22 protein-coding genes are annotated in these 26,448 nt (G+C 69.9%); 14 read left to right on the top strand and 8 right to left on the bottom strand.

Going from position 1 to position 26,448, the window contains the following annotated elements; all coding sequences use genetic code 11:
• Positions 1-231 precede the first annotated feature (231 nt).
• On the top strand, positions 232-3,351 hold the full coding sequence (locus tag CLV71_RS33485; protein ID WP_133906892.1) for an alpha-L-rhamnosidase: 3,120 nt from the start codon (positions 232-234) through the stop codon (positions 3,349-3,351).
• Here the strand turns inward: CLV71_RS33485 and CLV71_RS33480 are convergent.
• Positions 3,348-4,319 (bottom strand): aldo/keto reductase, encoded by a 972-nt coding sequence (locus tag CLV71_RS33480; RefSeq protein WP_133906891.1) that lies wholly within the window; start codon positions 4,317-4,319, stop codon positions 3,348-3,350. The genes CLV71_RS33485 and CLV71_RS33480 overlap by 4 nt on opposite strands.
• Before the next feature lie 92 nt (positions 4,320-4,411).
• On the opposite strand from CLV71_RS33480, the gene CLV71_RS33475 reads away from it, so the two are divergent.
• From CLV71_RS33475 to CLV71_RS33455, 5 genes are all read left to right on the top strand, one after another.
• Positions 4,412-5,461 carry an LLM class F420-dependent oxidoreductase gene (locus CLV71_RS33475; protein WP_133906890.1) on the top strand — a complete coding sequence of 350 codons (1,050 nt, stop codon included), beginning with the start codon at positions 4,412-4,414 and terminating at the stop codon, positions 5,459-5,461.
• Positions 5,458-6,297, top strand: a complete 840-nt coding sequence (locus tag CLV71_RS33470) for an undecaprenyl-diphosphate phosphatase (protein ID WP_133906889.1) — start codon at positions 5,458-5,460, stop codon at positions 6,295-6,297. Before CLV71_RS33475 ends, CLV71_RS33470 begins: the two co-directional genes overlap by 4 nt.
• Positions 6,298-6,317: 20 nt before the next feature.
• Positions 6,318-7,055, top strand: coding sequence for a histidine phosphatase family protein (locus tag CLV71_RS33465; RefSeq protein WP_133906888.1), 738 nt, complete (start codon positions 6,318-6,320; stop codon positions 7,053-7,055).
• Between the two features lie 123 nt (positions 7,056-7,178).
• Positions 7,179-7,880, top strand: a complete 702-nt coding sequence (locus CLV71_RS49630) for a hypothetical protein (protein WP_133906887.1) — start codon at positions 7,179-7,181, stop codon at positions 7,878-7,880.
• Positions 7,881-7,904: 24 nt separating this feature from the next.
• Positions 7,905-8,414, top strand: coding sequence for a hypothetical protein (locus tag CLV71_RS33455; protein ID WP_133906886.1), 510 nt, complete (start codon positions 7,905-7,907; stop codon positions 8,412-8,414).
• Between the two features lie 51 nt (positions 8,415-8,465).
• On the opposite strand, the gene CLV71_RS33450 is transcribed toward CLV71_RS33455, so the two are convergent.
• Positions 8,466-11,759, bottom strand: a complete 3,294-nt coding sequence (locus CLV71_RS33450) for a GH92 family glycosyl hydrolase (RefSeq protein ID WP_208297873.1) — start codon at positions 11,757-11,759, stop codon at positions 8,466-8,468.
• A 29-nt stretch (positions 11,760-11,788) separates the two neighbouring features.
• Between CLV71_RS33450 and CLV71_RS33445 the strand changes: the two genes are divergently transcribed.
• The gene (locus CLV71_RS33445) at positions 11,789-12,643 is read left to right on the top strand and encodes an SCO6745 family protein (protein ID WP_133906885.1); all 855 of its coding nucleotides are present in this window, start codon (positions 11,789-11,791) and stop codon (positions 12,641-12,643) included.
• Between the two features lie 68 nt (positions 12,644-12,711).
• A complete protein-coding gene (locus tag CLV71_RS33440) occupies positions 12,712-14,586 on the top strand; it encodes an ABC transporter ATP-binding protein (protein WP_133906884.1) in 1,875 nt (624 codons plus the stop codon).
• Here CLV71_RS33440 and CLV71_RS33435 read toward each other — a convergent pair.
• The 4 genes from CLV71_RS33435 to CLV71_RS33420 all read right to left on the bottom strand — a co-directional run bounded on the left by CLV71_RS33435 (position 14,583) and on the right by CLV71_RS33420 (position 17,219).
• Positions 14,583-15,236: a hypothetical protein gene (locus CLV71_RS33435; protein ID WP_133906883.1), complete on the bottom strand. Its 654-nt coding sequence runs from the start codon at positions 15,234-15,236 to the stop codon at positions 14,583-14,585. The two genes, CLV71_RS33440 and CLV71_RS33435, sit on opposite strands and share 4 nt — an antisense overlap.
• Positions 15,224-16,141, bottom strand: coding sequence for an ABC transporter ATP-binding protein (locus tag CLV71_RS48810; protein WP_208297872.1), 918 nt, complete (start codon positions 16,139-16,141; stop codon positions 15,224-15,226). Before CLV71_RS48810 ends, CLV71_RS33435 begins: the two co-directional genes overlap by 13 nt.
• Positions 16,138-16,656 (bottom strand): hypothetical protein, encoded by a 519-nt coding sequence (locus CLV71_RS33425; protein WP_133906882.1) that lies wholly within the window; start codon positions 16,654-16,656, stop codon positions 16,138-16,140. The genes CLV71_RS48810 and CLV71_RS33425 overlap by 4 nt, the downstream gene beginning before the upstream one ends.
• 233 nt (positions 16,657-16,889) lie before the next feature.
• Positions 16,890-17,219, bottom strand: coding sequence for a PadR family transcriptional regulator (locus tag CLV71_RS33420; protein WP_243866918.1), 330 nt, complete (start codon positions 17,217-17,219; stop codon positions 16,890-16,892).
• Positions 17,220-17,300: 81 nt separating this feature from the next.
• Between CLV71_RS33420 and CLV71_RS33415 the strand changes: the two genes are divergently transcribed.
• The gene (locus tag CLV71_RS33415; RefSeq protein ID WP_133906881.1) at positions 17,301-18,041 is read left to right on the top strand and encodes a GNAT family N-acetyltransferase; all 741 of its coding nucleotides are present in this window, start codon (positions 17,301-17,303) and stop codon (positions 18,039-18,041) included.
• Here CLV71_RS33415 and CLV71_RS33410 read toward each other — a convergent pair.
• Positions 17,994-19,304, bottom strand: coding sequence for a M20/M25/M40 family metallo-hydrolase (locus CLV71_RS33410; RefSeq protein WP_133906880.1), 1,311 nt, complete (start codon positions 19,302-19,304; stop codon positions 17,994-17,996). The genes CLV71_RS33415 and CLV71_RS33410 overlap by 48 nt on opposite strands.
• On the bottom strand, positions 19,297-20,124 hold the full coding sequence (locus CLV71_RS33405) for a M55 family metallopeptidase (protein WP_133906879.1): 828 nt from the start codon (positions 20,122-20,124) through the stop codon (positions 19,297-19,299). The genes CLV71_RS33410 and CLV71_RS33405 overlap by 8 nt, the downstream gene beginning before the upstream one ends.
• A 102-nt stretch (positions 20,125-20,226) precedes the next feature.
• Here CLV71_RS33405 and CLV71_RS33400 point away from each other — a divergent pair, with 102 nt between their 5' ends.
• The 5 genes from CLV71_RS33400 to CLV71_RS33380 all read left to right on the top strand — a co-directional run bounded on the left by CLV71_RS33400 (position 20,227) and on the right by CLV71_RS33380 (position 26,372).
• Entirely contained in the window at positions 20,227-22,089 is a 1,863-nt protein-coding gene (locus CLV71_RS33400; protein ID WP_341771690.1) for an ABC transporter substrate-binding protein, read from the top strand.
• Between the two features lie 6 nt (positions 22,090-22,095).
• Positions 22,096-23,121 (top strand): ABC transporter permease, encoded by a 1,026-nt coding sequence (locus CLV71_RS33395; RefSeq protein ID WP_133906878.1) that lies wholly within the window; start codon positions 22,096-22,098, stop codon positions 23,119-23,121.
• A complete protein-coding gene (locus tag CLV71_RS33390) occupies positions 23,118-24,020 on the top strand; it encodes an ABC transporter permease (RefSeq protein WP_133906877.1) in 903 nt (300 codons plus the stop codon). The genes CLV71_RS33395 and CLV71_RS33390 overlap by 4 nt, the downstream gene beginning before the upstream one ends.
• Before the next feature lies 1 nt (position 24,021).
• Positions 24,022-25,674 carry a dipeptide ABC transporter ATP-binding protein gene (locus tag CLV71_RS33385; RefSeq protein ID WP_133906876.1) on the top strand — a complete coding sequence of 551 codons (1,653 nt, stop codon included), beginning with the start codon at positions 24,022-24,024 and terminating at the stop codon, positions 25,672-25,674.
• Between the two features lie 86 nt (positions 25,675-25,760).
• Positions 25,761-26,372: a NucA/NucB deoxyribonuclease domain-containing protein gene (locus tag CLV71_RS33380; protein WP_133906875.1), complete on the top strand. Its 612-nt coding sequence runs from the start codon at positions 25,761-25,763 to the stop codon at positions 26,370-26,372.
• Positions 26,373-26,448: the final 76 nt, after the last annotated feature.

Below are 26,448 nucleotides of genomic sequence, written 5' to 3'. Positions count from 1 at the left end.
CATGTGTCCTTGCCGGATTCGAGGTCGTTGCCAGCCGGCGATGCGGCGGGCGGGAAGTCCTCGGGGTATCGAAGGCTGAGTGCGGGGCCGTCGGTGGTGTTTCCGTCTGTTGGTGGGTGGTGGCGCCGCACGATGGAGTGGCACCCGGGGGCTTGAACGTGATCAGGCCGGCACTCTACGCTATATGAAACGTTTCATACGGCTGTCGTGAGCCCGATGGAGGGAATTGCGATGGGTGAGGGCGTTAGTCGTCGGGTCTTCCTGCAGAGGTCGGCGGTGGGGGCGGGTGCGTTGGCGATTCCTGGAGGCGCGCCCGGCACTGCGGGCCATCCCGAGGTCGTGCGGACCACGGTCGAGTACGCGGATCGGCTCCTGGGCACGGATGTCGTGGCGCCTCGCCTGTCGTGGGTGGTCGGTGGTGGCGGTGAGCGGCAGTCCGCGTACCAGGTGCGGGTGGACGGGTTGTGGGACTCCGGGAAGGTCGTGTCGTCTCGGACGTTCGGCATCCCCTACGGCGGCCCCGCGCTCGCACCGCACACCCGCTATCAGTGGCGAGTCCGGGTGTGGGACGAGCGGGGTCGCGTCTCTCCCTGGAGTTCCGGTGGCTGGTGGGAGACGGGTTTCCTCGACTCGGCCTGGCAGGCACGGTGGATCGGTGCCGCGCCGGTGGCGGAGCCGCCCGGGTTCGAGGGTGCCTCGTGGGTGTGGGCGCCCGGTGGCACGCCCAGCGGGGCACCTCCCGGCACGTGTTGGTTCCGTTGTACGGCAACGCTTCGGGCGGGGAGGGTGACGGCTGCGACACTCGTTGTCACCGCCGATGACGACTTCACCCTGTATGTCGGCGGGGAGCAGGTGTTACACGCGCCCGAGCAGGTCGACGGGTGGAAGGTCGCGCGGTTCGCCGAGGTCACCGCTCGGGTCGAAGGCGGGTCGGTGACGTTCGCCGTTGTCGCCACGAACCGGGGGAGTGGGGGCGTCAACCCGGGTGGGCTGCTCGTCCGGCTGCTCGTCGAGTTCGACGACGGGAGCCGCCGTGAGGTGGTGACGGACGGGGACTGGCGGGTGAGCGACGTCGAGCAGGCCGGGTGGCAGCTGCCCGGGTTCGACGACGGTGCGTGGGCACGGGTGGCCGTCCTCGCGGCGTACGGCGGTGGTCCGTGGGGGAGCCAGGTGTCGGTTCTGGTCGAGCGGCCCGCGCCGGTGCTGCGGCGTGAGTTCTCGGTGGACAGGCCGGTCGCGTCGGCGAGGCTTTACATCGCCGGGCTCGCGTACTACGACGCTGTCGTCAACGGTCGTCGGGTGGGTACGCAGGTCCTCGACCCGGGTTTCACCGACTACGACGACACCGTCCTCTATGCGACGCACGATGTCACACGGCTGCTTTCCCGTGGTGTCAACGATATCCAGGTGACGCTGGGGCGCGGGTTCTTCGGTCTGACGAGCCCGAACGTGTGGAACTGGCATCGGACGCCCTGGCACGGTGAGCCTCGGTTGTTGGCCCAGCTCGTGATCTCCCATCCCGACGGGTCGCGGACGGTCGTCGGGTCTGGTGCGGGGTGGGAGGTGTCGGACAGTGCGACCGTGTTCGACTCGGTCTACGCGGGGGAGACCTACGACGCGAGGTGGACGCCAACGTGGGTGGCCGCGGCCGAAATGGACGCGCCGCGGGGGAGGGTCAGGGCTCAGCAGCATGAGCCGATCGAGGTGGCCGAGACGGTCACTCCCACCGGGGTGACAGCGCTGGCCGGCGGGTTCGTGGTCGACATGGGGCGGACGATGGCGGGGTGGGTTCGGCTGACCGTCACCGCGCCTGCGGGGACGCGGGTCCGGCTGCAGTATGGCGAGCGGCTTGCCTCGGACGGGTCCGTTCGTGGGGACAACCAGCATGTTCCGGGGCGTCACCAGCTCGACGAGTACGTGTGCGCCGGCGCGGGCCGGGAGACGTGGGAGCCTCGCTTCTCCTACAAGGGTTTCCGGTATGTGCAGGTCACGGGGCTCGCGGAGCCGCCGGTGCTCGAGGGGCGGGTCGTGCACAGCGCGGTGCCGGACACGTCTGAGTTCCGCTGCTCGGAGCCGTTCTTCGAGCGGCTGGAACGGGCCATGCGCCGGACTGTTCGCAACAACCTGCACGGTATTCCGACCGACACGCCGATGTATGAGAAGAACGGGTGGACGGGTGACGCTCAGCTCGGCACGCCGGTGATGGTGTACGCGTTGGGTATGCAGCGGTTCTTCACCAAGTGGCTGGGTGATGTCGCCGACAGCCAGAACGCTGCCGGGCAGCTGCCGGTGATCGTGCCCAGCGGTGGGTGGGGCTATCAGCAGTTGGCGCCGTCACCGGAGTGGACGACGGTGTACCCGTTCGTGTTGCGGGAGATGTACCGCGTGTATGGGGATGACCGGGTCGTGGCAGAGCACTGGCCTGTTCTGGTGCGGTACCTGGACTGGGAGCTCGCGCGGCTGCGGGACGGGCTCGCGGTCACGGCGCTGGGGGACTGGTTGCCGCCGGGTTACGAGGACGGGATCCCGCCGGAGGACACCCGGCTCACCGCGACCGCCTACCTGCACCGGGGCCTGTCCGCCGCGGCCGAGCTGGGTGATCTTCTCGGTCACACGGACGTGGCCGGCCGGTACCGGGTGGCGGCGGATGGTCTTCGGGACGCGCTCAACGCGGCCTTCCTGCGGGAGGGCGTGTACCGGACGGACCGGGATCCCGGGTACCGCCAGACTTCCAACGCCGTCCCGCTCGCGTTCGGGCTCGTGCCCGGCGACGCGACGGGGACCGTGGTCGAGGGTCTTGTCGCGGACATCCGGGCGCGCGGTAACCATCTCAACACCGGTGCGCTGGGTACGAGTGTGCTCCTGCCGGTTCTCACCGCGTACGGCCACGCGGATCTCGCCCACGCCGTGGCCACCCAGCGGACCTGTCCCGGGTGGGGTTACTGGTTCGACAACGGCGCGGACACGATGTGGGAGATGTGGCCGTTGGACTCGCGGTCTCGTGACCACTACTTCTTCGGCACCGTGGTGCAGTGGCTGTATGAGAACGTGGCGGGTCTTCGGCCCGGCGACGCGGGTTACGGGCGGTTCACGGTCCGTCCTGACGCGCGGGTGGGGGTTACGCGCGCCGCGACCTCGGTGGAGACGGTCAGGGGGCGGGCGTCGGTCGACTGGGTGATCGCCGGGTCGTCGATCGTGGTGACGGTCGAGGTGCCGTTCGGTGCGACCGCCGAGGTCCACGTGCCCGTCCTCGGTACGCCGCATGCCCCGGTCGGCGCCCGTCTGATGGGGACGGAGGCTGGTTACACGGTCTACGAGGTCGGGCGCGGGCGGTGGCGGTTCGGCGGCTAGCCGAGTCGCTGTTCGGGGTAGCCCAGCTCGATGTCGCTGACGTCGTCGAGGGCGGCGCGGATCGCGGCGGGCAGGGTCAGTTCCTCGGACACCAGTGATCCGAGCAGCTGGCCGGTGTCTCGGGCGCCGACGATCGCGGCCGTGACGCCTGGGCGGTCGCGGACCCAGGCGAGTGCCACGGACAGCGGTGAGGTCGCCAGGCCGTCGGCGGCGGTGACGACGGCCTGCACGATGCGGGCCGCGCGGTCGGTGCGGTGGTGGTCGACGTAGGGGGCGAAGTGGGTGGACGCGCCTCGGGAGTCGGCTGGGGTCGCCGCGCGGTACTTGCCGGTCAGTACGCCGCGGCCGAGTGGTGCCCAGGCGAGCAGGCCGAGGCCGTGGTGGGTGGCGGCGGGGCCGACCTCGCGTTCGATGCCGCGTTCGAGCAGTGAGTACTCGACCTGGGTGCTGACCAGTGCGGACGGTTTGTCGCGTTGGAGGGTGGCGGCTGTCGCGAGCTGCCAGCCCGCGTAGTTGGACACGCCTGCGTAGCGGACTTTGCCGCTGGTGACGGCGGCGTCGAGGGCCGAGAGGGTCTCCTCGAGTGGTACGGCGGTGTCCCAGGCGTGGAGTTGCCAGAGGTCGACGTGGTCGAGGGACAGGCGCCGCAGGGAGCAGTCGAGGGAGTGGAGCAGGGCGCCGCGGGAGGCGCCGCCGCCGAAGGGGCCGTCGTCGCGGCGTGCGACGGCTTTCGTGGCGATCACCAGTTCGTCGCGGGACACGAGGTCGTCGAGCAGGCTGCCCAGGATGCGCTCGCTCTCGCCGCCCGAGTAGACGTCGGCGGTGTCGACGAGGGTGCCGCCGAGGTCGGCGAAGGCCACGAGTTGGCTGGCCGCCTCGTCGGCGTCGGTGTCCTGGCCCCAGCTCATCGTGCCCAGGCCGATCCTGGACACCCGCAACCCGCTGCGGCCGAGGTGTCGTTGCTCCACCGGGCGAAGAGTACGGGCACGGCCACGTTCCCGCAGGCAGGCACACCGGAGAGGTGTTCGACGGCGATGCTACTGAACGGTAGGGTTCGGTCATGCGACTTGGACTGAACCTGGGGTACTGGGGTGGCGGCAACGACGCGAACAACCTGAAGCTCGCGCAGGAGGCCGACCGGCTCGGCTTCTCGGTGGCGTGGGCGGCGGAGGCGTACGGGTCGGACGTGCCGACCGTGCTGTCGTGGGTCGCGGCGCAGACCGAGCGGATCGACGTGGGGTCGGCGATCCTGCAGATCCCGGCGCGTCAGCCGACGATGGCGGCGATGACCGCGGCGACGCTGGACACGCTGTCGGGTGGCCGGTTCAGGATGGGGCTGGGCGTGTCCGGGCCGCAGGTGTCGGAGGGCTGGTACGGGGTCAAGTTCGACAAGCCGCTCGCGCGTACCCGTGAGTACGTGGAGATCGTGCGGCAGGCGCTGCGCCGGGAGCGGGTCTCCCACCAGGGCAGCCACTTCACGCTGCCGCTGCCGGACGGGCCGGGCAAGCCGCTGAAGCTGATCGTGCACCCGGTCCGTGAGGAGATCCCGATCTACCTCGCGTCGATCGGGCCGAAGAACCTGGAGCTGACCGGTGAGATCGCCGACGGGTGGCTCGCGATCTTCTACTCGCCGGAGTACGGCCCGGAGTCGCTCGAGCTGATCCGCAAGGGCCGGGAGAAGTCGGGGAGGACTCTCGAGGGGTTCGACGTGGTGACGACCACGCCGATCGTGGTGGCGGACGACTGGAAGGCGGCCGCCGACCAGGTTCGGGGTTACGCGGCGCTGTACGTGGGTGGCATGGGCAGCCGCGACCAGAACTTCTACAACAATCTCGCCTGCCGCATGGGTTATGAGGAGGAGGCCGCCGAGATCCAGAACCTCTACCTGGCGAAGGACTACGCGGGGGCGGCCGCGAAGGTGCCGCTGGGCTTCCTCGACTCGACGGCGCTGCTCGGTCCCAAGGAGCGCATCGCGGAGAAGATGCAGGCCCTGGCCGAATCGGGGGTCACCACTCTGTCCGTTTCCGCCGTACTGCAAGATCTTGAGCACAGTGTCGCTGCCCTGCGGGTCGCGGCGGAAGCTCTGGAGCTTGCGGGAGTGGGTAGTTGAGCTGGCTCGAAGCCGTTGTTCTGGGTCTCGTACAAGGCCTCACCGAGTTCCTCCCCATCTCGTCAAGCGCGCACATCCGGATCAGCGCGGCCTTCGCGGGCTGGGGTGACCCGGGTGCCGCGTTCACGGCGGTGACCCAGCTGGGCACCGAGACCGCGGTGATCCTCTACTTCCGCAAGAAGATCGGGCGTCTGCTGGTGGCGTGGTTCCGGTCGCTGCGCAGGCCGCGCGGCTGGAGCGACAACCCCGACTCGCGGATGGCGTGGCTGGTCGTCATCGGCACGATCCCGATCGCGGTGCTGGGACTGCTGTTCCAGGACGAGATCGAGCACGCCTTCCGTGACCTGCGCCTCATCGCGACGACGCTGATCGTGTTCGGCATCATCCTCGGCATCGCCGACCTCGTCGGCCGCAAGGAACGCGACCTGGACCACCTGACCGTGCCGCACGGTCTGGTCTACGGTTTCGCGCAGGCTCTGGCGCTGATCCCCGGGGTGTCCCGGTCGGGTGGCACCGTCACGGCGGGCCGGCTGCTCGGCTACAAACGCCACGAGGCGACGGAGTACGCGTTCCTGCTGGCGGTGCCCGCGGTGTTCGCGTCGGGTCTGTACAAGCTGACCGACATCGGGGGCAGTGACTCGCCGGCGTGGGGGCCGACGATCGTGGGCACGGTGGTGGCGTTCGTCGTCGGCTACGCGGTGATCGCGTGGCTGATGAAGTACATCTCCACGCACAGTTACATGCCGTTCGTCCTCTACCGGATCGCGCTCGGCATCGCGTTGTTCGTCCTCGTCGGCATCGGCGCCCTGGCACCCGACGCCGGGCCCGCTCCTTGATCACTGGATAGTCTGACGCTGTGGCCACCGTCGTATTACTCAGGCACGCACGCTCGACCGCGAACAACGCAGGCAGGCTCGCGGGCCGTTCACCAGGGGTGGAGCTGGACGAGACCGGCCGCAAGCAGGCCGAGGGTCTCGTGGAGCGCCTCACCGCGGTGCCGGTCGCCGCGGTCGTGTGCTCACCGATGCTGCGGTGTGAGCAGACGATCGCCCCGCTCGTGGCGTCCCGGGGGCTGACGCCGGTGACCGAGCCGTCGCTCTCGGAGGTCGACTACGGGGACTGGACGAACCGGGAGCTCAAGGAGCTCGGCAAGGAGAAGCTGTGGTCGGTGGTGCAGGCGCACCCGTCGGCCGCGGTGTTCCCCGGCGGTGAGGGGCTCGCGAACGTGCAGGCCAGGGCCGTTGCCGCGGTCCGGGCCCATGACGCGCGGATCACCGAGGAGCACGGTCCGTCCGCGGTGTGGCTGCTGTGCAGCCACGGTGACGTGCTGAAGGCGATCCTGGCCGACGCGCTGGGTCAGCACCTCGACACGTTCCAGCGGATCGTGGTCAACCCGGCGTCGGTTTCGGTCGTGCAGTACACCGAGACGAGGCCGTTCGTGCTCCGGATGAACGACAACGGGGGCGAGCTGGCGAGCATCGTGCCGCCCGCGCCGAAACCCGCGGACTCTCAGGACGGTTCTCAGCCGAGCGAAGCGGACGGAATCCGTCCGGGTGACGCCGTGCCGGGCGGCGACCCGGGCACCACGGCCTGACCTGGCCTTCCCGTCACGCAAAACCCAGTCACGATCTGGGTGAAACACCGGGGAAAACCCTGACGACTGTGCCAGTATCTGTGCACTCAGCATCACCGCCTCGGCGGGTTCATAGGAGTGGTAATGACACAGCCATACGGCCAGGAGCCTGGGCAGCAGGGGGGCGGGTACCCCCAGGGCGGGTATCCGCAGACGCCGGGCCAGGGACAACCGGCGCAGGGTTACCCGCAGAGCCCGCCCTACGGACAGCCTGCTCAGGGTTACCCCCAGAGCCCGGCCTACGGCCAGCCGCAGGGCTATCCGCAGACCCCGGCGCAGGGCTATCCGCAGGCCTCGCCGTACGGGAGCATGCCCGCCGCGCCGCCGGAGTACAGCTCAGGGCCGATCCCGCGGCCGGGCACGATCACGGCGGCCGCGGTGCTCGGCTACGTGCAGGCAGGCATCACGCTGATCCCGACCATCCTCATGCTCATCGGTGTCGCCCAGGGCACCAGCAACGGCGGCGACGTGGCCCTGGGGTGGCTCATCGTGGTCGCGCAGCTCGTCGGCGCCGCGCTGCTGATCGCGGGCGGTGTGCAGATCATGGGCGGCAAGGGTCGGGCGCTGCTCATCGCCGGGGCCGCCGTCGAGCTGGCGGTCTGTGTGTACTGGATCATCCAGGCCGCCGCCGTCGAGTCGGAGGGAATCGACGCCGATCTCGTCGACGCGGGCAAGGGCGTGATCATCGGCATCGCCATCTTCTTCGCGATCATGCCGACGATCAGTCTCGTCATGGCGCTCGGTTCGAACACCACGCAGTTCTTGCAGTCACGTCGCGGACACTGAGCCGCGCGAGAGGGGTAAACAAACATGTCACAGCCGTACGGGCAGCAGCCCCCCGGCAACTTCAACCAGGGCGAGGGCTTCGGGAGTATGCCTTCCGCGCCGCCGGAGTACAGCGGGGGTCCGGTGGCCCGTCCAGGTTCGGTCACGGGTGCCGCGGTGCTGGCGTTCGTCCAGGCCGGTATCACGTTGATCTCCACGATCCTCGTGATGACGATCCTCGGCGCGGTGACCAGCGCCGCCAACGAGTCGGTCGGTGGGTTCGACGTCGACGAGGGCGGCCTGGCGATCGCGTGGGTCGTGACCATCGTCGGCCTGGTCGGTGCCGGCCTGCTGATCTGGGCGGGGGTCAAGGCACTCGGGGGCACGGGCTCCAAGCTCATGATCATCGCGTGTGCGCTGCAGATCCTGCTGAGCATCGTCTGGATCATCCAGGGCGCGATGATCGGGTTCGCGTACCTGATCATGCCGATCATCGCACTGGCGCTGATCATGGGTGCCGCGGCCAAGCAGTACGAGGCTTCGAAGACCCGCTGACATCTCTCCGAGAGGGCGTCTTCCCGGTCACCGGGGAGGCGCCCTCTCCCTTCACGCCAGCAGCTCCACCTGGCTCAGCGACACGGCCTCGCCGCGCGCGCTCGCCGAGACGTCGAGCCGGTACTGGCGGTAAGTGCCGGGGCGGGAGACCGAGAACGGCCGGGTCTGGCGGCGCCAGCGGAAGCTCTCGCCCACCCGCTCGTCCACGACCGTCCACTGTGCGCCGTCGTCGGAGCCGCGCAGCGTCCAGGACCTCGGGTCGTCGCCGCGTGCACCGGAGGTCAGCGTGTAGTACCGGACCTCGGCGCCCTGGCCGGGCAGGCGGTAGGCGAGCCACGGCGTCGGTGTGCGGAAGGTGACCTGTGTGCGGCTGGTGTCGTCGAACAGGGCGGCGACGTTGATGCCGTCGCTGCCCTCGCCGTGGCCGTCGACCGCGCACGTGATGTCGCGCATGGTCGTCGGCACCGCCCCGTCCTGCGTGAGCGAGGCGGGCAGCGCGTCGGGGTTGCAGCCCCAGGTGGACGGTCGCGGCCCCATCCGGAAGTAGAGGGTGCCGCCGCCCGCGATCATCTCGTGTGGCAGGAACACCCGGTCCCACGGCGTGCCGTTGACCGTGAGTCCCTGCACGTAGACGTTCTCCCGGCTGTTGTTGGGGGCGTCGACGACCAGCTCGTTGCCGTTGTCCATGCGCACCACCGCCCTGCGGAACAGCGGTGAGCCGATCACGTACTCCGGGCTGCCCATCCGCAGCGGGTAGAACCCGAGCGCGCTGAACAGCCACCACGCCGACATCTCGCCGTTGTCCTCGTCGCCGCAGTAGCCCTGGCCGATCTCGCTGCCCGCGTAGAGCCGCGACATGACCTCGCGGACCTTCTCCTGGATCCGCCAGGCCTGACCCGCGTGGGCGTACATGTAGATGATGTGGTGCGAGGGCTGGTTGCTGTGCCCGTACTGGCCCATCCGCACGTCGCGGGCCTCGGTCATCTCGTGGATGGTGCGCCGGTACGCGCCACGCGAGCGCCCGGTCTCGGCGGTGGCGAAGAACTCGTCGAGCTTGGCCGCCAGCGCCGCCCGCCCGCCGAGCAGGCTCGCGAGACCGGCGCCGTCGTGCGGCACGCTGAACGCGGTGTTCCAGCCGTTGGTCTCGACGAAGTCACCGCCCCACGCGCGCGGGTCGAACCGGTCCGGCGCGTGGCGCAGCTGCCCGTTGTCCTTGCGTCCCTGGAAGAAGCCGGTGGCCGGGTCGAAGGAGTGGACGTAGTTCATGGCCCGGTCGAGCAGGTAGTCGTGCAGCTCGGTGTCGCCGAACTCCTTGGCGAGGCCCGCGATGGCGAAGTCGTTGAGGCAGCCTTCGAGCGTCCACGACAGGCCGTACTCCGTCGAGGTGGGGGTGTAGCCGAGGAAGATCGAGCGGTCGAGGCCCTTGCGGCCCACGCCGTCGCGGTCGGGGGTGACGGTCGCGTTGCGGACGGCCGCGTCGTAGGCGGACCGGACGTCGAAGCCGCGCACGCCCTTGCGGTAGGCGTCGGCGAACGCGACGTCGGAGCTGGTGCCGGTCATCAGGTCGGCGTAGCCGGGGGAGGACCAGCGTGCGATCCAGCCGCCCTCGCGGTACTGCTGCACGAACCCGTCGACCAGCTCACCCGCGTGGTTGGGGGTGAGCAGGGTGTAGGCGGGCCAGACCGTGCGGTAGGTGTCCCAGAAGCCGTTGTTGACGTAGATCCTGCCCGCCTCGACGGCCTTGCCGGTGTGGGTCGGGGTGTCCTTCCTGGCCGACGGCAGCACCGGGCTCGCGTGGGCGACGTTGGGCACCTCGTCGGTGCCGGTGTTCTCGTGGCCGCTGTTGGGGTAGAGGTAGAGCCGGTAGAGGTTGGAGTACAGGGTCGTGAGCTGGTCCTCCGTGGCCGCCTCGACCTCGACCCGGGACAGGACCTCGTCCCACTGGTTGGCGGCCCGGCCCAGGACCGTCTCGAACGTGTCGGCGTCGGCGATCTCCAGCCACAGGTTCTTCTTCGCCTGCGCGACGCTGATCAGCGACGTGCCCACGCGCATGGTGACCACGGTCGGGCCGTCGACGTCCGGCTCGAACTTCAGGTAGCCGCTCACCTTGCGGGACAGCCCCCGCCACAGCCTGCCGCTGCCGGTGACGGCACGGTCGAACGTCGCGTAGAAGAACATCCTGCCCGCGCCCTCGGACAGTCCACTCCGGACGTCCGAATAGCCCGTTACCACGCCGGCGACCGGGTCGATGGTGAGCCGGGCGTGGCGGGTGATGTTGTCCAGGACGAGGTTCGCGTCCTCGCCGGGGAACGCGAACCGCAGGATCGCCGCGTGGTCGGCGGGCGCGACCTCGGCGACGACACCGTTGGTGAACCGCACCCGGTAGTGGTGCGGGCGGGCCAGCTCGTTGCCGTGGCGAAACGTGAGCCGTCGCCTGCGGCGCCTGGTGCTCGGGCGTTTCGGCGCGACCGAGGGCAGCACCTGGAAGGTCTGCCGGTCACCCATCCACGGGCTGGGCAGGTGGCTCGCGGCCAACGCCTCCAGCGCCGGCAGGTTCTGCTCGGTGTTGCGGCGGTGGTAGCTGTAGAGCCAGCCGTGCGCGCCCGCGTCGGTGACCGGGGTCCAGAACGTGAAGCCGTGCGGCACGGCCGTGGCGGGGATGGTGTTGCCGCGCGAGTACGCCCTGGTGGAGTCGGTGCCTCGGGTCGTGACCACGTGGTCGACCGGGCGCCTGTCCTCGGGCAGGGGGCGTTCGGCGATGGAGACGTCGTCGAGCCAGCCCGCGAACTGGGCCGGGCCGTCCGGGTTGTCGTAGGTGAGGACAGCGCGCACCGCGGTCCTGCCTGCCGCCGCGCCCAGCCGCACCCTGCGCAGGTTCCACTGGTCGGGGGTGAGCGCCTTCGACTCGCCCTGCCCGCGCGCGGTGAGCGGGAACCCGAGCTGGTCGCGCGCGCCGAGGTCGCTGAGGCTCGTCCCGTCGGAGAACACCAGGTCGAGTGCCACGAACGTGCTGGGGAAGCGCAGGTCGTCGCCGGTGGACTCGGGGAGAATCACGTAGGACAGCTCGGTGTCGTCGGTGATCGCCACCTCGAGCAGGAAGAGCCTGTTGGTGACGCTGCCCGGCCCTGCGGCGGTGTGGCTGCCCGCGTACCGCATGGCTTGCACACCCGTGAAGCCCACCCGCGGCTTGGCGGTGGCGGGCCTGGTGGGGCCGGCGCCTTCCCTGGTGCTCAGGGTCGCGCCCGCCGCTCTCGGCACGTCGTTGCCGTCGAGGTCGGTCGTGTCTGTCCAGGTCAGCGGCGGGTCGGTGTTCTCGAAGGACGAGAAGAAGCCCCGGGTGGTCACAGTTCCGCTCCCCGCTGGAGGTGGCCGGCGTGGCCGTGATCCTATTGAATGCCGTCATGCACGCCGCGCGCCGACTGTGGTCCACCCTCGAACCGCTCCACGGGGTCCAGTACTTCACCCCCGAGGTCCGCGAGGCGGGCAAGGCGATCGGGCTGCGCGGCTACTGGGACACCTACTTCGCGTTCCGCGCCGCTCCGCTCGGGCCGGTGGACGCGCCAGGCGTGGTCGCGATGTTCGGTGTGTTCGAGCCGGGCATGGTGGCCAAGGCGCTGCCCGCGGCGTGGACCCGTTCCTCGGTGGAGGCCTGCCTGAGCGCCCGTTCGTCGGTGGCCGCCCAGGTGCTGCGCGGGATCGGGGTGTCCGAGGTGGCGTGCGCGTCGGCGGTCGCGTTGCTCTCGCCGCTGCGGCTGGCGGCGACGGCACGCCCGCTGGGCGCGGCCAACGCGGTGCTGCCGCTGTCCGAGGACCCGGTCGCGGCGTTGTGGCAGGTCGCGACCACGCTGCGGGAGCACCGGGGCGACGGGCACATCGCCGCGCTCATGACGGCCGGACTGTCCGGGTTGGACGGCATGCACCTCCAGCTGGCGCGCACCGGGTTCGACCCCGAGGCGATGCGGCAGGTGCGGGGCTGGTCGGCGCAGGAGTGGTCGGCGGCGCGCGAGTCGCTCGTCGAGCGGGACCTGCTGTTCTCGGACGGCCTCACCCCGGCGGGCTCGGCGGTGCTCGACTCGGTGGAGGACATGACCGACGCCCTCGCGTGGCAGGGCGGTCTGTCGTCGCTGCCGGTCGACGAGGTGGTCGAGGTGCTCGCACCGTCGGTGGCGGCCGTGTGGGACTCGGGCCTGATGCCGATGGCGAACCCGGTCGGCGTTTCTCGGCCTTGACCTCCAGTTCGGTGTAGCTCCTACGGTCGGGAACCGGAACTGTCGGTGGACCGTGCGAAGGTGCCCTCATGGACATGGAGACCACGGCGTGGATGTCGCTGCACAACGCGATGTACGCGCCGGACGACCGCAGACCCTTCTCTGCGGCGACGTTACGCCGGATCGGCGCCTTCGCCGTGCCGCACCGGCGGCTGCTCGCGTGGTTCCTGCTGCTGTCGGTGGTGACCGCGGTCCTCGCCGTGGCCACACCGGTGCTCGCGGGTTCGGTGGTGGACGCGATCGTGGCGCGTTCGTCGCTGCGCCTGGTGGTGCTGCTGGCCGTGCTGATCGCGGTGATCGCCGTCGCGGAGGCCGCGCTGGGGCTGGTCGCGCGGTGGCTGTCGTCGCGGATCGGTGAGGGCCTGATCCTGCACTTACGCACGGCCGTGTTCGACCACGTGCAGAAGATGCCGGTCGCGTTCTTCATGCGGACCCGCACCGGTGCGCTCGTGTCGCGGCTGAACAACGACGTGGTGAGCGCGCAGCACGCGTTCTCCTCGACGCTGTCCGGGGTGCTGTCCAACGTCGTGATGCTGGTGCTGACCCTCGCGGTGATGATCGGGGTGTCGTGGCAGATCACGGTGATGGCGCTGGTGCTCCTACCCGTGTTCGTGGTGCCCGCGCGGCGGATGGGCGCCCGGCTGGCCAGGCTCGAACGTGAGGCGGCCAACCACAACTCGACCATGAGCACGCAGATGACCGAGCGGTTCTCCGCGCCGGGTGCGACCCTGGTGAAGCTGTTCGGCCGTCCCGCCGACGAGTCGGCCGAGTTCGCGGCCCGGGCGCGGCGCGTGGCGGACATCGGAGTGCGCGGGGCGATGTCCCAGGCCGTGTTCATGACGGCACTCACGCTCGTCGGGGCGCTCGCGCTCGCGCTGGTGTACGGGGTCGGCGGCTGGTTCGCGTTCGCCGGGACACTGGAGGCCGGTGCGGTCGTGTCGCTGGCGTTCCTGCTGACCCGCCTGTACGCGCCGCTGACCTCGCTCGCCAGCGCACGGGTCGAGGTGATGAGCGCGCTGGTGTCGTTCGAGCGGGTCTTCGAGGTGCTGGACCTGCGGCCGCTCATCGAGGAGAAGCCCGACGCGGTGGCCGTGCCCGACGGGCCGGTGTCGGTCGAGTTCGACCACGTGTCGTTCGCCTACCCCGCGGCGTCCGAGGTGTCGCTCGCGTCGCTGGAGGAGGTCGCGAAGCTCGACACCCGCGGCGGCGTCGAGATCCTGCACGACGTGTCGTTCCGCCTCGAACCGGGACAGCTGGTGGCGTTGGTCGGCTCGTCGGGTGCGGGCAAGTCCACGATCGCCTCGCTGGTGCCGCGGCTCTACGACGTGGACTCCGGCGCCATCCGGCTGTCCGGTGTGGACGTCCGGGACGTGTCGTTCGCGTCGCTGCGCGAGTCGATGGGCATGGTGACCCAGGACGGTCACCTGTTCCACGAGTCGGTGCGGTCGAACCTGCTGTTCGCGGCACCCGCCGCGTCGGAGGACGACCTGTGGGAGGCCCTCGCCAGGGCCCGCCTGGACACCCTGATCCGCTCGCTGCCCGACGGGCTGGACACGATCGTGGGGGAGCGGGGCTACCGGTTGTCGGGCGGCGAACGCCAACGCCTGACGATCGCGCGGCTGCTGCTGGCCAAGCAGCGCCTGGTGATCCTCGACGAAGCGACGGCCCACCTGGACTCGACGTCCGAGGCGGCGCTGCAGGAGGCGCTCGCGGAGGCCTTGTCGGGGCGTTCGGCGCTGGTGATCGCCCACCGGCTCTCGACCGTGCGTGCCGCGGACCTGATCCTCGTGGTGGAGGACGGCCGGATCGTCGAACGCGGCACCCACGAGTCGCTGTTGGCGCGGGGAGGGAGGTACGAGGAGCTGTACACGACCCAGTTCGCCGAGACGACGACGGTCGCCTAACGACGCCCCTGGACGAACGCGGTCACCCCGGCGGCCGCGCCCGAGAGCACCAGCCCGATGGCGGCCTGCGCGGCGAGAGTGAGGGTGGACGCGGCCGTGCCGCTGAGGGCATCGAGGGTGCTGCCCACGGGCGGCAGCCAGGGTTGGCTCACGGTCAGGAACAGGGCGCCGCCGGCCAGGACGACGCTCCAGCCGACGCTGCGCACGACCGGCCGTCCACACACGAGCCCGATCGCCGTGCCCGTGGAGGCGACCGCGGCGTGCCCGAGCACACCCGCGACGACGACGTGCGCCGAGAAGGCGTACCCGGTGGTGAGCATCGGCCAGCACACGGCGACGGCGACGAGCAGCAGGTCGGCGAGCAGGCACGTGAGGAGCACACCGGCGGCGACCCGGCCACGCCTGCCCGCGGCGGCGATGGTGACATCGCGCTGCCCGGAATCCTCGGTGTTGGCGACGATGACGGCGAGCCAGCAGGAGACGGGGTAGAGCGCCAGGGCGGTGACGGTCCACGATTGCGGCGGTGGCCCGGGATCCTCCTTGAACAGCGGTGCGAGGAGGAGCACGTAGAGCAGGATGGGAAGCAGGAACCGCTGGGACCGCAGGAGGTCCGACGCGAGGTAACGCACCAGGGCGATCAGCGGACGCACTCGCGCACCTCCCGAACGGAACACCCGAGACCGAGAGCGGCCCGCAACAGGTCATCCACGCTCGCGGCGTCGACCAGGAGCACGAGCCCGTCGACCCGCCGCTCGACGACCCCGAACACACCGAGCCGCCCCGCGACCCGGTCAGGCGCGACACACCACAAAGTGACCGCGACCCGCCGACCCCCGGAACCCTCGCCGATCCGAACCCCGGCCCCGCCGTTCCCGACAGGACCCGGCCCGACTGTCCCGCCGCCGTCGACAAGACCGAAGTCCGCCCCGCCGGGCTCGACAAGTCCGGGGGCGGTCTCGGCGAGTCCGGTGTCGAGAAGCAGCACGGACCGATGCCCGGGCAAGGTCACCGCGGTGCGCGTGTGGTCGGCGAGCACCACCGCGATCCCGTCGCCGACGAGACGTGCGACGGCGGAGGTCAACACCGGGCGGGCGTCAGCGTCGAGACCGGACCAGGGCTCGTCGAGAACGACCAACGGGGCGCCGGCACAGAGAGCCTGGGCGAGCCCGACCTTCTGGGCGTTGCCCTTGGAGAGCTGGTTCATCGGCGTGTCCAGCCCACCGCGAAAGCCGAGGCGCGCGAGAAGATCGTGAGGATCACCCGAGGCAGGCCGCCCGGGACGAATCCGGCGCAGGTGACGGAGATAGGCGTCGGCGGGCATGCGAAGCCGTCCGGGAAACCGGTCCGGCACATAGCCGACAGTGGCGGGACGACCGGTAACCCGCCCGGTGCTGGGCGCGAGACACCCGGCGATGACACGCAGCAACGTGGACTTCCCGGTCCCGTTGGCCCCGTGCACGACGAGCGGCTCACCGACCCGGACCTCGAGATGAACGCGATCGAGGACGAGCGGCCCACGCCCGTACCGCTTGCCGACACCGACGAGCCGCATCATCGGCGAACCCGCCAGACGGTGACCACCGTCGAGGGAACAGCGGCGAGGAACCCACGAACCTGGCGCCGCCGCTCCGCCCGGTCACCACAGGCATGAAGCACCGCGACAACCTCCGACCGCCACGACTCCCGCTCCCCACGGGGCAACAAGACGGCAAGATGCCACAGCACGACGGACCCGCTGGGCACGCACCGCCGAGCACTCCCCAGCACCACAGCCGCCCCGACAAGAGCGGCGATCCACAACCAGAGCGTCCCGACGTACCCGACGGCACCGTCGGGTACCGCCAGCAACACACCCGTGGCCACCACCATCCCGACAGTCAGCCAGGGCCGACGCCCGACGAACGTGCCGACGAGGATCGCCACCCCCAGGAAGAGCAACGGCCACACCCAGCCACCGAGAACCCGGACAACGCCCAGGACCCCCACCACACCAACGAGCCCCACCAAGGCCGACCGCACCACCACGAGCGAGGTGACCGCCGACCGGGCCGGCCACCTCCGCGTTGCCACCCACCGCACCGCCACCCTCCGCGCCGCGACCGAGGGCGCTGCGACTGATGGCGCCGCTACCCACCGCGCTGCCACCCTCCACACCGCGACCGTGGGCGTCGCCACCCTCCGCGCGACTGCCGATGGCGCCGCTACCGGTGGCTGGTTGGGGGCCGTCTCCTCCGGGGCGTTGATGCCGGGTCGGTCCAGCTGTCGGTGGGCGGTCGGCGCCGGCCTGTCGGCTGGTGGGGCGGTCATGCGTGTTCCTGCCCCGGCTGGGGAGCCAGCAGTCCCGTCAGGCGGCCACGGTCTTTCGCCGCCTCGGCCAGGGCGTTCGTGGCCCGCGCTCGGCCCTCGGTGGTCAGCGAGTAGTAGCGCCTCGGCGGACGGCCATCCTCCTGCGCGGCCTCCGCCTGCTCCCAGCGGCTCGTGACCCACCCGACCGAGGTCAGCCGCCGCAGGATCGGGTAGATCGTGCCCGCCGGGAGCCCGCTCTCCCTGCTCAGGTCGAACCCCCACGACTCGCGTTCCAGCAGCACCGCCAGCACGGCCTGCGTCTGCAACGTCATCCGCGGAGTCGTCATATGGAGAACTCTATATAGCCAGACGACCCGCTCGCCATGGATGGATGATTATTCGGTTGAGTGCATGACTATCCTCAAAGGATGTTCGACGAACTGATGCGTGCGGGATGGCCCGCCATCGAAGAGGCCCGCGTCGACGGGTGGATCGCCCGGTTCTCCAGCGGCGTGACCCAGCGCGCCAACTCCGTCGTGCCGAAGGCCGCACCCGCCGACCTCGACGCCGCGATCGCCACCGTCCAGGACCTCTACGAACAACGCGGTCTCCCCACGTTGTTCCAGCTCACCCCGGGCACCGACCTCGACCACGCGCTCGCCGCCAGAGGCTACGTCGGCGGCTCGCCCACCTCTGTCCATACAGTCGACTTGGGAACGCCACGTGCAGCACCCGGGGTCGACATCGCCGACGCACCCGACCAGGACTGGCTCGACCTATGGTGGGCCGTCGACGGCCGCGGTGACAGCGACGCCCTGGCCGTCGCCCAGAAGATCCTCGCCGGCGGCCCCGCCCTCTACGCCACCGTGCGCGACGAACACGGCGCCGCAGGCGTCGGACGGCTGGCCCTCGTCGACGACTGGGGCGGCGTCTACTGCCTCGCCGTGCGCCCCGACGCGCGCCGTCGCGGTCTGGGGCGTCTCGTGCTCGACGGGCTGCTCGCCGCGGGCCGGGAACGCGGCATCACCCGCTCATGGCTGCAGGTCCGCGCCGAGAACCTCGGTGCCCGACGCCTCTACCAGCGCGCCGGGTACACCGAGGTCTCCCGCTACCACTACCGCTCACACCGTCGACAGGAACCGGTCCAGCACGTCCACCCCGAAACGTAGGCCCTCGACCGGCACGCGTTCGTCCACGCCGTGGGCCATCCGCTGGATGTCGTAGCCGTCGGGCAGGTACAGGGGTGCGAAGCCGTAGCAGTCGATCCCCAACGGCACGAACGCCTTCGCGTCCGTCCCACCGCCCATGCAGAACGGGACCACCACCGCCGCCGGGTCGAACGCACGCAGCGCCGCCGCCATCGCGTCGAAGTACGGCGACTCCACCGGCGCCTGCACCGCGCCCTGGCGGTGGACGAACTCGCGGGTCACGCCAGGACCGGTCAGGCGGTCGATCTCCGCCAGCAGCTCGTCCTCCGTGCCGGGCAACACCCTGGTGTCCACCAGCGCCGACGCCGTGCCGGGGATCACGTTCACCGCGTAGCCCGCCTCCAGCACCGTCGGGGTGGTGCTGTTGCGGACCGTGTTCTCGATGATCTTCGCGGCCGGCCCCAGACGCGCCAGGGTCTTGTCCATGTCGGTCAGGTCCACCTCGATGCCCAGCGCAGGCTCGGCCGCGCGCAGGAACGCCCGCACCGCGGGCGTCAGGTGCACCGGCCACCGGTGTGCCGCCAATCGGGACAGCGCGTGGACCAGCTTGATCACCGCGTTGTCGTCGTTGCGGCGCGAGCCGTGGCCTGCCCGCCCGTCCGCGGTCAGGCGCATGTGAGCGGTGCCGCGCTCGGCCGTCGCGACCGGGTACAGGTGGACCGGGCCGCCGTCGGTGTGCGTGGTGCGGACCGTGTAGCCGCCGGACTCGCCGATCGCGACCGCGCAACCCTCGAACAGCGACCGGTGGTGATCGGCCAGCCAGTGCGCACCCCACTGGCCGCGGTCCTCCTCGTCGGCCACGAACGCCAGCACCAGGTCCCGACGCGGCACCGTGCCCGCCGCCGACCAGCGCGACAGCACCGTCAGCAGCGTCGCGCACATGTCCTTCATGTCGACCGCCCCACGGCCCCACACGAACCCGTCGCGGATCTCGCCCGCGAACGGCGGCACGGTCCACTCCGCCGGGTCGGCAGGCACGACGTCGAGGTGTACGTGCACCAGCAGCGCGGGCAGCGACGGGTCGGTGCCCGGCACCCGCGTGACCACGTTCGAGCGGGTCGGCGAGCGTTCCAGGATCGCCGGGGCCAACCCGAAGTCGGTCAGGTACTCGGCGACGAACTCGGCGATCGCCCGCTCACCGAGCCGCGACTGGCCGGCGCCAAGGTTGGTGGTGTCGAACCTGATCAGCTCGGCACACAGCTCGTCAACGGCCAACTCACCCATAGTTTCCCTCCACCGCGCCACTGGCGATCGCCGTGACCACCTTGAACGCCTTCATCGCCTCGGTCATCGACTCGGCGTCGAACCCCACCCGCCGCACGTCGAACTGCTCCACGGTCGGCACCACCGCGGCCGCGGCGGCCAGGTGGGCGGCGTCGAACTCGACCTCGATGCGGTGCCCGCTCACCGACCCCGCGAAACGTCCCGCCCGCGCCATTCCCGCCCTGGACGCCTCCTCGATGGCCGTCGCGGTCACCGTGGGCGGCAGGCAGATCGCCGCGTACCGGCTCACGCACTCCTTCACCGCCACCGGCCGCGCCTCCGGTGCGTACGAGCCGGCGTCCTCGCAGGTCAGGTCGTCACCGGTCACCACGAGCACCGGCACGCCGTGCTCGGCCGCGAGTGCCGCGTTGAGTCTGCCCTCGCTCGCGTGCACGCCGTCGAGCCACACGCCGGTGATCTGGTTGGGCAGGTAGGTGTGGGACAGCACACCCTCCACCCCCGCGCCCGTGTGATATCCGAGGAACACCACACCGTCCATGCCCGTGTCGACACCCTGCATCATCGACAGCGGCTTGTGCCGCCCGGTCAGCATCCTCGCCCGCGTGTCGAGGTCCTCGAGCAGGATGTTGCGCTGGCTGGAGTGGGCCTCGTTCACCAGCACGTCGGTCGCGCCGCCCGCGAACAGCCCGGCCACGCACGCGTTCACGTCGCTGGTGAACATCTTCCGGAAACGTTGCCACTCATCGGTCCCGACCTGCACGTCTGCCGTCCAGGTGACGCCGCTGGCGCCTTCCATGTCGGCTGAGATCATGATCCGCACAAGCGCACACGTTACGTCTTGGCACACGTTGCCGACACAGATTGACTTCAAGTACCCATAAGTGGTTACTTCCTCTCAACTTACGAGGAAGAGGTGATCATCGTGAGATCGACGCTACGGGCGCTCGGTGTCACCCTAATGGCGTCGGCCCTGATCACAGGCCCGGTAGTGCTACCGGCCGCCGCCACCGCGGCGAGCGGTCAGAGCTCCAAGATCCTGCGTATCGGCGTCACGCAAGAGGTTGACTCACTGAACCCGTTCATCTCTATCACCCGAACGGGTACAGATATCCTGCGCGCGAACTTCGACTACCTGACGGTCTACAGCCAGGACGACTACTCCGTCGAGCCGAGCCTCGCGGAGTCGTGGACGACGTCGGATGACAAGCTGACGTGGACGTTCAAGATCCGCAAGGGCGTCAAGTGGTCGGACGGCAAGCCCGTCACCGCCAAGGACCCGGCGTTCACGTTCAACAAGATGCTGCAGGACGAGACCGCGCGCACCGCGAACGGCAGCTACATCGCGCAGTTCGCCTCGGTCAAGGCCACCGACGACTACACGTTGGTGATCAAGACCAAGGTGCCGCAGTCGACCATGCTGGCCATCGACGTGCCGATCGTGCCGGAGCACGTCTGGTCGAAGGTCACCGACTTCGGGGCGGAGCCACAGTTCCCGATGGTGGGCAGCGGTCCGTTCTACGTGACCGAGTTCAAGGAAGCCCAGTTCACCAAGATGAAGGCCAACCCGAACTACTGGCGCGGCAAGTCCAAGGTCGACGAGGTGCACTTCATCTACTACCGCAACTCCGACGCCGCGGTCACGGCGCTGCAGAGCGGTCAGGTCGACCTGGTCAACCGGCTCACCTCGACGCAGTTCGACGCGCTCAAGGGCCTGCCGAACGTCGCGACCAACAACGCGCAGAACCGGCGCTTCAACGAGATCGTGATCAACCCGGGCGCGGCCGCGAACGACGGGACGCCCATCGGCAACGGCAACCCCGCGCTCAAGGACGTCAAGCTGCGGCAGGCGATCGCCCAGTCGATCGACTCCAAGACGCTCGTGGACAAGGTGTGGGGCGGCTACGCCTCCGAGGCCGCCGGCTACATCCCGCCCGCGTTCAAGGACTACGCCTGGTCACCGGGTGACAAGAAGCGCACGTTCGACCTCGACGCGGCCAACAAGGCACTCGACGCGGCCGGCTACAAGAAGGGCCCGGACGGCATCCGCACCGACAAGCAGGGCAAGCCGCTCAACCTGCGGCTGCTGGCCCACGCGGAGTCGGTCGTCGACGAGAACGCGGGGCCGTTCATCAAGGGCTGGCTCAAGGAGATCGGCCTGAACATCACCATCGAGCCGGTGTCGGACACCCAGGTCAACGAGGCCACCACCCGCGGCGAGTTCGACCTGGCGTTCTCCGGCTGGAACGCCAACCCCGACCCCGACTACGTGCTGTCGCTGCAGACCTGCGCCAACCGCCCCAACGCACAGGGCAAGGGCGGCACACCGGACTCGTTCTTCTGCGACAAGACCTACGACGACCTGTACAAGAAGCAGCTCAGCGAACTCGACCCGGCCAAGCGGGCCGACATCGTCAAGCAGATGCAGGCACGCCTGTACGACCAGGCCCCGCTGGTCATCCTGGGCTACGACAACGCGCTCGAGGCCTACAACAAGGACGCGTTCGAGGGCTTCCCGCTGCAGCCCAACAAGGGCGTGATCATGAACCAGCAGGGGTACTGGGGTTACTACGGCGCCACCCCGAAAGGTGAGGGTCCCGTCCCGCACTTCGGCGAGGGCGGACAGAACACCGCCTCCGGCGAGGGCACGACCCAGGCCGCGGCCGAGGACACCGGCTCCAACACCGGGCTGATCCTCGGGATCATCGGCGGCGTCGTCGTGATCCTGCTGGTCGGTGGTCTGCTGCTCGCCAGGAGCAGGCGCAAGACGGCCGACGATCGCGAGTAGCGAACCGTGACCGACATCCTCGTCCCGACGGAGGAGGCACTCGCGGAGGCTCCGCCACCCACCCGTGGTGGCGGAGCCCTCCGCTACGTGCTGACCAAGATCGGCGGCGCGCTGGTCAGCTTCGGCCTCGTGATCGTGCTGGGCTTCCTGCTGTTCCGCGCGCTGCCCGGCGACCCGGTCCAGACGATGACCCGGGGCAGGCCCGCGACACCGCAGATGATGGCCGAGCTCGAGCACCGCCTCGGCCTGGACCAACCGCTGTGGAAGCAGTTCCTGAACTACCTCGGGGACCTGTTCCACGGCGACATGGGCGCCTCCTACTTCTACAACGTGCCCGTCCTCCAGAAGATCGGGGAGCGGCTCTGGCCGACCGTGCTGCTGGTCGGCGTGTCGACGCTGATCTCGGTGGCGCTCGGGCTGTGGCTGGGCACCCGCTCGGGCTGGCGGCGGGGCAGCAGGTTCGACCGGATCTCCACCGGCGTGGCGCTCACGCTGTGGTCGACGCCGACGTTCTGGCTCGGGCTGCTGCTGATGGCCGCCACGACCGGCCTGTTCCCGACCGCGGGGCTCGTCAACTCCGACACCCCGCCGGACTTCTTCTCGCAGGCCATCGACATCGCCCACCACATGGTGCTGCCGACCATCACCATGGTCGCGGTCACCTACGCGCAGTACCAGCTGGTGATGCGGTCGTCGCTGATCGAGGAGTCCGGCGCCGACTACCTCACGACCGCCCGCGCCAAGGGACTGCGCGACGACGTCGTGCGGCGCAGGCACGCCGTGCCCAACGCGCTGCTGCCGACCGTGACGCTGGTGTTCCTGCACCTCGGCATGGTCATCGCGGGCGCGATCAGCGTGGAGACGGTGTTCTCCTGGCCCGGCCTCGGGCTGCTGACCTACGACGCGCTCAAGGCCGGTGACCTGCCGCTGCTGCAGGGCACGTTCATCGTCCTGGCCGGTGCGGTGATCTTCATGAACATGCTCGCGGACCTGCTCTACCGCGTGCTCGACCCGAGGGTGCGTGCGTCATGACGGCTCCTTCGCCCCGTGCGCTGGCCTGGCGACGCCGCGGCGCGGCGTTCGCAGGCGGCTGGCGGGAGTTCGCCCGGCACCGGTCCGGTCTCGTCGGGCTCGCCATCCTGCTCGTGATCGTGGTGCTGGCCCTGCTGGCACCGGTGATCACCGACCAGGACGGCCTGGACGTCATCAAGGCGACCGGCGGCCCCATGGAGTCGCCGAGCGGGGAGTACCCGCTCGGCACCGACCGGCTCGGGCGCTCCGTGCTGCTGCTGACGCTGTGGAGCGCGCGGGTCTCGCTGTCCGTCGGGCTCGTCGCGACGCTGCTGTCGGTCGCGATCGGCACGATCATCGGCATCCTGGCCGCGCACTTCGGCCGCTGGGTGTCGGCGACCCTGATGCGGGTCACGGACTTCTTCCTGGTCCTGCCCTCGCTCGTGCTCGCGATCGCGCTGTCCACCGTGCTGGCGCGGGGGATGGGCACGATCATCCTGGCCATCGGGCTGACGTCGTGGCCCGCCGCCGCGCGGGTGGTCCGGGCCCAGACGCTCACCGTCGAGGCCCGGCCCTACATCGAACGCTCGAAAGCACTCGGCGGCGGCCACCTGCACGTGATCACCAAACACGTGCTGCCCGCCGTCATGCCGCTGGTGTTCGTCAACACCACACTCGCGGTCGGGTCGGCGATCGTGGCCGAGTCGACGCTGTCGTTCCTCGGCCTCGGCGACCCGGACCCGATGCGGCCGTCGTGGGGTTCGATGCTGCGCTCGGCGTGGCTGGACTCGGCCGCGCTCGTCGGTGCGTGGTGGTATCTCCTACCGCCCGGCATCGCTATCGGAATCGTGGTGCTGGCGTTCACGATGTGTGGACGAGCACTCGAGACCGTGCTGAACCCACGACTGCGGGAGGGCTGACGTGCCGCTGTTGGAACTGCGGGACCTGTCCGTCCGGTACCGGAACCGGTCGATCGAGGCCGTGCGTGGCGTGTCCCTGACACTGGACGCGGGGGAGACCCTCGGGCTCGCGGGGGAGTCGGGCTGCGGCAAGTCGACCCTCGCGATGTCCGTGCTGCGGCTGCTGCCCGCGAACGCCGAGATCGACGGCCAGATCCTGCTGGACGGCGAAGACGTCACCACGATGAAGTGGGGCCGTCTGCGAGCCGTGCGGTGGACGTCGGCGGCGATCGTGTTCCAGGGCGCGATGCACGCGCTGAACCCGGTGCGCCGGGTGCGGGACCAGATCGCCGAGCCCATCGAGCTGCACAGCACGGCGCAGCTGTCGGCCCAGGCCGTGCGCAAGCGGGTCGACGAGCTGCTGACCCAGGTCGAGCTGCCCGTGGCGAAGGGCGACTCCTACCCGCACGAGCTGTCCGGCGGGCAGAAGCAGCGCGTGATGATCGCGATGGCGCTGGCGTGCGAGCCGCGGCTGGTGATCGCGGACGAGCCGACGACGGCGCTGGACGTGATCGTGCAGGCGCAGGTGCTCGCGCTGATGTCGGACCTGGTCGAACGCAAGGACATCGGCCTGATCATGATCAGCCACGACCTCGCGGTGCTGGCGTCGACGTGCGAGCGGCTGGCGATCATGTACCAGGGGTCGCTCGTCGAGGAGGGTCCGTCGGCGTCGGTGATCGCCTCGCCGCGCCACGAGCACACGAGGACCCTGGCCGCGGCGTTCCCGACGGTCGGGGACCCGGTGTCGCGCTACGCGCCGGCGACGACCAGCGCGCTGGGGCTGCCCGACGAGGCCCCGGCGCCCGGTGAGGTGCTGATGCGGACCGCAGACCTGCACGTGACGTTCCGGTCGGGCGGCCTGACGCACGCGGTCAAGGGCGTGGACCTGGAGGTCCGCTCCGGTGAGATCGTGGCGCTGGTCGGCCAGTCCGGCTCGGGCAAGACGACGCTGGCCAGGACGATCCTGGGGCTGCAGGAGCCGACGAGCGGCTCGGTGACCTACGCGGGGAAGGCGGTGCCCCGGTCGAGTCGCGGGTTGAAGGCCTACCGTCGTCAGGTCCAGCTGGTGCTGCAGGACCCGACGAGCGCGCTGAACCCCAGGCACTCGGTCTACGAGGCGATCGCGGAGGGCCTGCGCATCCACCGCGTTCCCGGTGACGAACGGGAGAACGTGGCGGCGGCGCTGGATGCCGCGGAGCTGCGGCCGCCGGAGGAGTTCATGCCGCTGCTGCCGCACCAGCTTTCGGGCGGCCAACGGCAGCGTGTCGTCATTGCCGGGGCACTGGCGTTGGAACCGAAACTTCTGGTAGCTGACGAACCCGTTGCGTCGCTCGACGCGTCGGTACGGGGTGAGATTCTGGCGCTCTTGCTCCGGCTGCGGGCGAAACTCGGGCTGGCGGCACTGGTGATCACCCACGACCTGGGTTTGGCGTGGAATATCGCCGACCGCGTCGCCGTGATGTACAAGGGAGAACTCGTCGAAGTAGGCTCGGTCGACGAGGTGCTGAACAAACCCCAACACTCCTACACGAAGTCATTGTTGGCCGCCCTGCCGACCACTCATCCGAATGAGACGCTGTCGCGAGAGGGTGAAAGTCAAGTCTCAAGCGGGTGAACGCCGTTTCTGACGATCAGTATTAGCCGCGACACTCAGTGTGATGCCCATCCGAATTCGGTGGGATCGGCTCTGGGGGTCGCCCGATGGCGAGCAGAACCACAACGGTCGCGGTAGTCGCGCTGATCGGGTTCGGCGCCTACGCGGCGCCGAAGACGCTGGACCGGTTCGGCACGTTCCTCGGTGGCCTGGTCGGCGCGAACGACGCGGTCGTCATCGGCGAGGGAGAGGGGGCACTGATGGTCGCGGCGAACGCGGAGGCCAAGCTGGTCAACTGCGAGCGCGCCGCCATCCTCGCCCAGAGGTCCTGTGACGGACTGCGGATCCTCATCGTCGAGGCCGCGAAGGTGCCCTTCATCGCCCGGAACACGAAACTGGCATGGGAGTCGGGACTACCGGCCGTTCTCACGATGGATCGGGGCCGGCAGGTCGCCAACCGCAAGCAGGCCTGCGGGAAGTTCACGCGAGGCCATGGCGGGCAATGCGACGAGTACCCGATGGCGAGCACCAGGCAGGGAGGTGCGGGTGCCCGAACCGAGGAGGTACCGGCTCGCGAGAACCTCTGCCAGGGAGGCAGTTACCGCCACCAGTATCCACCGGACGGCGAGCAGTTCCTGGTAGTCGTCAGCCGTCCGGATCTCATCGCGTCAGGTTCGTTCACCGGTACCGACATCGCCGTCGACCAGGGTTGTCGGTAGGCCTCGGATGGAACTGGATGCTCTGGTCGGCAAATACGCCTGGGTCAACACGATCGAGGGGTGGACTGTCTCGGTA

This window comes from Actinophytocola oryzae (assembly GCF_004364325.1).
Taxonomy (GTDB): domain Bacteria; phylum Actinomycetota; class Actinomycetes; order Mycobacteriales; family Pseudonocardiaceae; genus Actinophytocola; species Actinophytocola oryzae.
The sequence above is the reverse complement of the archived record's forward strand: the minus strand, read 5'-3'. Positions and strand labels throughout refer to the sequence as shown.